Here is a 6,125-nt window from a genome sequence, read left to right as displayed (position 1 = left end):
ACGCTAGCGCTCGCCCCTTGACCCCCTAGCTACGCAAACTCATGGCAAAATGACTAGCTATATGCTAGCCACTTTTTACCAATCGTTGCGTATGCCATTTGCTGATTTATTCCGCAAATGGCGTCTACCCGACGGGGACTGTCTGCCGAATTATTTTGCATAATAAGCATGATTTCATCAAGACAATTTTTGCACTTGACGCATGCTTTCAGCAGGAGCTCTTCCAGCAGACCATTTCATGGAGAGTTCTGCCCGAACAGGGCAAGTTAAGAGAACTTGAGCGCAAAAAAATAAGCACAATGTGCTTATTATATTAATACTTACGAAGGTTTATTAAGTGGTGACTGAGTTCTCGAAAACATTGCGTAAGAATATTGCTTATTGTAATTATTTTCCTAATTTAGCCTTATTCCATTCATTTTTTAAATATTTTCGCAAAAATTCTCTTAACTTTTTAGAATTACTTTGTACATCTTTAATTTTCCAATTATATTTTCGTACCTTAACTATATCCATAATGTTATTTACGTAGGTTATGACTTTATCATTATCTCCACTTATATCAGGCCCGAAATAAAGAATTAACCTATTTCCGCTTTGAATAACATTTCTACGTACCTCTTCTAAATCTTTGTCAGAAATGACGTCTTCATAATTTGAATGAACGACAGTATCTGGTCCTTGAACTGCAGTAATTGTAGCTTCATGTTCTGTAGTATCAACTTTTTTAATAATAGGGTCCCCAACTTTTATTTTAGGAGAGTATTCTTCGAACAAAGTACATTGAGTAGTAAAATTTGCTGCTTCTATCCGTACCTTTTGTATCCACTCTATTCTAGCTTTAGATTTAACTTCTGCATTAATTTGTTCTTTTGCTATCTTTCTCTGCGTAAAGGTGCTCCAAACCGAAGCAACAGCAGCTATTATTGCAGCTATCAAGGTAAATGTTCCCATTAAATAATCCTCGCTTATACATATTTACTTTTGTGATACTATTCTTCATAGTGAAACTTCCTTTCTAATTGGCTGGTTGTTTTGCTAAATGTTAGGGATACCGTGAGCTGTGCAGGCTAGGGCGGTATCCCTCCTTTTATTATATTCATCATTTTCCCCCTGAATTAATACCGTTTGTTTCGAATTAAATTATTGTGAATTTCCACTTGAACTACCTCACGACCACGGCGTGCTTGAAATAACTCTAAGTGGCTGCTGAAGATCAGTAGCAAACCCGGGATAAGGCATCACCTTGATTCGAATTGGCTTCAGGTCATGTGAAGGTCCGACATAAATGCTATCCTCATAAACCGTTAAGTCGCAGCCCATCTCTTCTAATTTGGCAACAAAGGCTTCCAAATGTTCGGGGATGATGTTGGTGATTAAAATTCCATCCCCCACAGCTGCAGCGAGTGACAGATAAGTGCCGGCTTCGATTCGATCAGGAATAATTGTATGAGTATTACGAGCCTGAAGGGTTGGCACGCCTTCAATTCGAATGACATCGGTCCCGGCACCACGAATATTGGCACCCATGTTGTTCAAGAATGTCGCAATGTCAATAATTTCAGGTTCCTTAGCCGCGTTGCCAATAACGGTGGTTCCAGGCGCCTTGACAGACGCCAGAATTGTATTGATAGTGGCACCCACAGAAACGATGTCTAAGAAAATCTGGGCACCATGCAGGCCGTCCGGGCCGGTCTTAATGGTCACTGTTCCATCGTGTTCGCTGACTTCAGCTCCCAAAGCCTTAAATGCCTTGATATGCTGGTCAATTGGCCGCGGCCCGATATTATCGCCACCGGGAAAACTAACGGTAGCACGCTGAAAACGACCTAACAGAGCGCCCATAAAGTAGTAGGAGGCCCGCAAGCTTTTAATCGCCTTGCTTGGCAGTGGTGCCTCGACAATATTGGTCGGATCAATTGTTAGGACATCGCCTTTGAACTCAGACGAAACGTTCATCGGTTTTAAAATTAACATTAAGTTGTGAACATCTAAAATGTCTGGGACCGAGTCGAACCTAACGGGGGTATCCGCTAATATGGCAGCAGGGATAAGCGCAACCGTGCTGTTTTTAGCACCGCCGATCGATATCTCTCCGGACAGCCGTTTTCAGCGAATTATTACAAGACAAAATGAGCACCTGTTTGCAGTAATCGACAACCAGAGAACTCGAAAGCGCTTTTAAAATCCAACAATTCAATCACTTTGTTTCATCACTCAACAAATGGCCAGATCTACTTCTTTAACTATTCCTGAAAGTCCTTATACTATTCAGGCATACAGAAAAAAGGAGCGGTTAGAAATGAAACGACTATTTACGACAATTGGCGAAAATATTCATCGGCACCACAAACTTTGGATCACGGTCATCTTGATCATGACCATCGGTTTTGCATTTGGATTGCCAAAGATTCAAATGAAAATGGGCAACGACGTCTTCGTTAGTTCCAGTTCAAAAACCTATCAGGATTCCCAAACCTATCAGAAAAAGTTTGGTGGTGACTCCCTTTATCTGTTGCTCGACGGTAACCAGTCGACATTATTATCCCACAAGACAATGCAGCAGGTGGCCAAATTTGACAGTAAAGTCAGCCAAGTTGATAACGTCAGAAATACGACCGACATCGTCAGTAGTTTAAATGATCAGCTATCCCATGCCGGGACCGGAAACTCCAGTGCTCAGTTCAACTTCAATAGCAAAAAGCTTCAACAAGATCTGATGGCTGAACTGAGTTCCAAGCAAAAACAAAGCATTCAGTCGAAAATGCAACACTCGTTAACAAGTACGCAACAAAATCAGGTTCAAACATATTTACTGAAACAACTCACGCCCGCCCAAAAGAAGCTGATGGCAGCAGCTGGCGCCCAGGCACAGGGTTCCAAGCAACAGCAGCAAGCAATGCTTCAAAAGCAATTGACCACCAAACAGCAAGCTGCAGTACAGTCCTACACCATGTCGCTGCTTAACCATCAGCAGCAATCACAATTGGCAGACACGGTCATCCCGATGCTGCCGAAAGTTCAAGACATGTCAACCAAACTGCTGCGGGATATTTTTCTCAGCGATAACGGCCATGTTCCCAGTGCGATGAAGCAATTATTACCTAAGGACGGCAAGCATCTATTAATCATTATCAATACCAATAAGGAATCGTCGGATATGAACACCGCGGTTCAGATTAATCACGACGCCAATCAGGCAATTAAGCAAACCAACTTTTCCTCAAGCATTAAGACCCGCTTGGGCGGCCAACCTGCAGTTCTTGGTCAGGTCCGCAGTAAAGTCATTACCAGTATGGCAACCATGCTGGCATTCGCAGTAGTCTTAATGGTGATCATCCTCCTATTGATATTTTCGGTACGAAAGCGTTTGTTGCCACTCATATTTGTCCTGGCCTGCCTCGTATGGACATTTGGTTTGATGGGTTGGCTTCACATTCCGTTGACCTTGGCAACCATGCAACGTTGCCGATTATCATTGGTTTGGGGACTGACTTTGGTGTTCAATTTCAAAACCGATATGAAGAAGAAGTCAGGAAACGACAAAATTCTAAGGAGGCCATTTCAGTTGCCATTTCGAGCATGGGACCGGCAGTTGGCGTATCTTTAATCGTCATGGTCTTCAGCTTTTTGACGATGTATCTCTCAAAGGCCCCAATGATGCAGAAGTTTGGCCTCACATTGGCCATTGGTGTCGCCTGCAGCTACGTCGTTGAGTTTGGACTGATGTTTTCAAGCCTCTCACTCTTGGATAAACACGCTTCAACAGCCAAGTTGGCACCCAAGAAGCTATCTCAGCCGTCGCGTTTATCACTGTTCCTAAGTCACTATGCTGAATGGGTAACCCATCATGCAGGCATTCTGCTGACAATTGGCGTGGTGTTGGCTGGACTAGGTTTTTCATTTGAAAAATCCATTAATATTGAAACCGACTTCACCAAAATGATTCCCCAAAATATGACGGCCCTGAAGAATACCAAATATCTTCAGAGCAAAATTGGGTCGACAACCTACCTCACCTATTTAGTGGAGGGCAATGGTCAAGATATCAGGGATCAGGACAATTTGAAGACAATCGATCAAGTTGGTCAAAAAGTGGACCATAAATACCATGACGTCACCGATGTCACCAGCTTATCGACCGCCTATCAACAGACGAACGGCTCATTGAACACTTCTCAAAAGCAGTTAACTGTGGGTGTTGACAATTTGCCAACGTCTTTAAAACAAACTTTGATTAGCAGCAACCATCACGACGCAACTATCCAATTCAAAATTAGAAACGGTCTGTCCTCAAAAGAACAACTTAAGTTGATGAATCGGATTAATCATGATATTAAAGGAATCCATCATGGCTTAAAAATTTCTCCTGCAGGAGCTCAAGTCATGATGCTATTGGGCATTAATAATATGTCCGCTAATCATGATCTGATTATTATTGCCGGTCTTTCGATCATTTTCATTGTCTTATTCCTTATCTATCGTGACTGGCGACTTGCACTGTACCCAGTGATTCCAATTTTGTTGGTATTAGGTCTTTCCCCATTAACCTTAAAACTGTTGGGAATTTCCTATAACCCAGTCACAATTGCCCTCAGTTCGCTGGTTCTTGGAATTGGAACCGAATTTACCATCTTAATTCTGGAACGATACCGGGAGGAATTACAACGGGGAATTAGTACCCGGGACGCGATTGTTTCAGCAACCACATCTGTCGGTCAGGCAATTACAGTTTCCGGTTTCACGGTCATGGGCGGTTTTTCGGCCATTATGTTCTCCAGCTTCCCAGTTCTGAAGTCATTTGGGCTGATTACTGTGCTGGACACAGGTTATTCACTCATCTGTGCATTGACGATTTTGCCGGCAGTCATTTATCTGCTGAGAAAAAGAAAGCCGGCAGCCACTCAATCCTCATCCGAGCAAGCTACTGAACGTGATGATTAATTGACCCATTGAAATACCCTTTTCTAACTAAAAAATGGCTTCCATAAATGAAATTGATTCATTTGTGGAAGCCATTTTTGTGTTTTGCGCTGTTTCTTGGCATCTTTGCGCCATCAATCAGCCGCCTTAATTACTGGGCATTTAGTTTATTGATGATCGAAATGAGAAACAACTCCAACTGCGGCCAATCAATATTCGACTTGAGAAGCTGCTCTTCTAAAAAGCCCATTATTGTATTCGCCAAAAAACTGATCATCAGCGGTTGTGAAGACGATTGCTTAATCAATGTTACGACAGGATCGTTTTGATAGGCTGGATTGTTGGCCCGTTCATTAAACAAATTCTCCAAAATGTTCCGAAATTCATCATAGAACTTGCTTTGGCTTTCAGGAATCAGATGGCGAATTAAATCAATGTTGTCGGAAATAAAATGGGTAACCTGGGTTAAAACAACGTTTTCCCTGAAGTCCGTCCCCAGCAATTCTTCAGACAGGTTATAGATAATTGTATTTGCCAGATCAACCTTATCTTGGAAATATCGGTAGAACGTGCTGCGGTGGATCATCGCTTCATCACAGATTTCTCCGATCGTAATATCATCAAATTTCTTTTTTCTAAGAAGCGTCATCATTGCCTGCAAAATATCTCGCTTGGTGCGCTGTTGAGATTGAGTGTCGGCCATAGTCAAAGTCCTTTCAAAATTTAGATTATAAAATTAAGCATACATCATAACCAACTATTCTTAAAGAAACCAATGACAACTTTCACAAGTTGCTGCCAACAAAAAAGCCCCGACCCACCACGAGATCAGAGCTTCACTTGAATTGTTAACCGTCAATCAGATTCACCCTAAAAGTGCATCGTCATTTACAGACGGTTTAGTTATTTTTTTCGAGATACTGGTCATTTGCCGCAGCAACGAAGTCCTTGAAGAGACCTTCTGGACGGTTGGGACGGGAAATAAACTCTGGATGGTACTGTGAACCAACGAAGAACCGGTTCTTTGGAATTTCCACAACTTCAACCAAGTGATTGTCAGGTGAAGTCCCAGAAATGACCATCCCATTTTTCTCCATTGCGTCCCGGTAGGCGTTATTAAATTCATAACGGTGACGGTGACGTTCTGAGATGATATCGGCATTATCATAAGCTTGGCAGCAACCGTTCCCGGCTTTAAGAAG

General features: G+C 42.4%; 4 protein-coding genes and 2 pseudogenes. 2 read left to right on the top strand and 4 right to left on the bottom strand.

All coding sequences use genetic code 11. The annotated features are described in order from the left end of the window. Positions 1-387 precede the first annotated feature (387 nt). Positions 388-954: a hypothetical protein gene (locus JCM11969_RS15705; RefSeq protein ID WP_054712710.1), complete on the bottom strand. Its 567-nt coding sequence runs from the start codon at positions 952-954 to the stop codon at positions 388-390. Positions 955-1,200: 246 nt separating this feature from the next. Continuing rightward, a pseudogene (locus tag JCM11969_RS15700) lies at positions 1,201-2,103 on the bottom strand (UDP-N-acetylglucosamine 1-carboxyvinyltransferase); the annotation flags it as partial. Positions 2,104-2,224: 121 nt separating this feature from the next. Here JCM11969_RS15700 and JCM11969_RS20585 point away from each other — a divergent pair. Then, positions 2,225-3,382 (top strand): annotated as a pseudogene (locus tag JCM11969_RS20585) (MMPL family transporter); the annotation flags it as partial. A gap of 23 nt (positions 3,383-3,405) precedes the next feature. Further along, positions 3,406-4,944 (top strand): efflux RND transporter permease subunit, encoded by a 1,539-nt coding sequence (locus JCM11969_RS20045; protein WP_263850083.1) that lies wholly within the window; start codon positions 3,406-3,408, stop codon positions 4,942-4,944. A gap of 130 nt (positions 4,945-5,074) precedes the next feature. On the opposite strand, the gene JCM11969_RS15690 is transcribed toward JCM11969_RS20045, so the two are convergent. Next, entirely contained in the window at positions 5,075-5,626 is a 552-nt protein-coding gene (locus tag JCM11969_RS15690; RefSeq protein ID WP_054712707.1) for a TetR/AcrR family transcriptional regulator, read from the bottom strand. A gap of 196 nt (positions 5,627-5,822) precedes the next feature. Continuing rightward, the coding region (locus JCM11969_RS15685; RefSeq protein WP_439709753.1) for a glutamine amidotransferase-related protein at positions 5,823-6,125 on the bottom strand (303 nt) is incomplete at its 5' end.

The sequence above is a fragment of the Secundilactobacillus paracollinoides DSM 15502 = JCM 11969 genome (assembly GCF_001311135.1).
Lineage (GTDB): Bacteria > Bacillota > Bacilli > Lactobacillales > Lactobacillaceae > Secundilactobacillus > Secundilactobacillus paracollinoides.
Note: the sequence above shows the minus strand (reverse complement) of the source record. Positions and strands in the feature narration are given on the sequence as shown.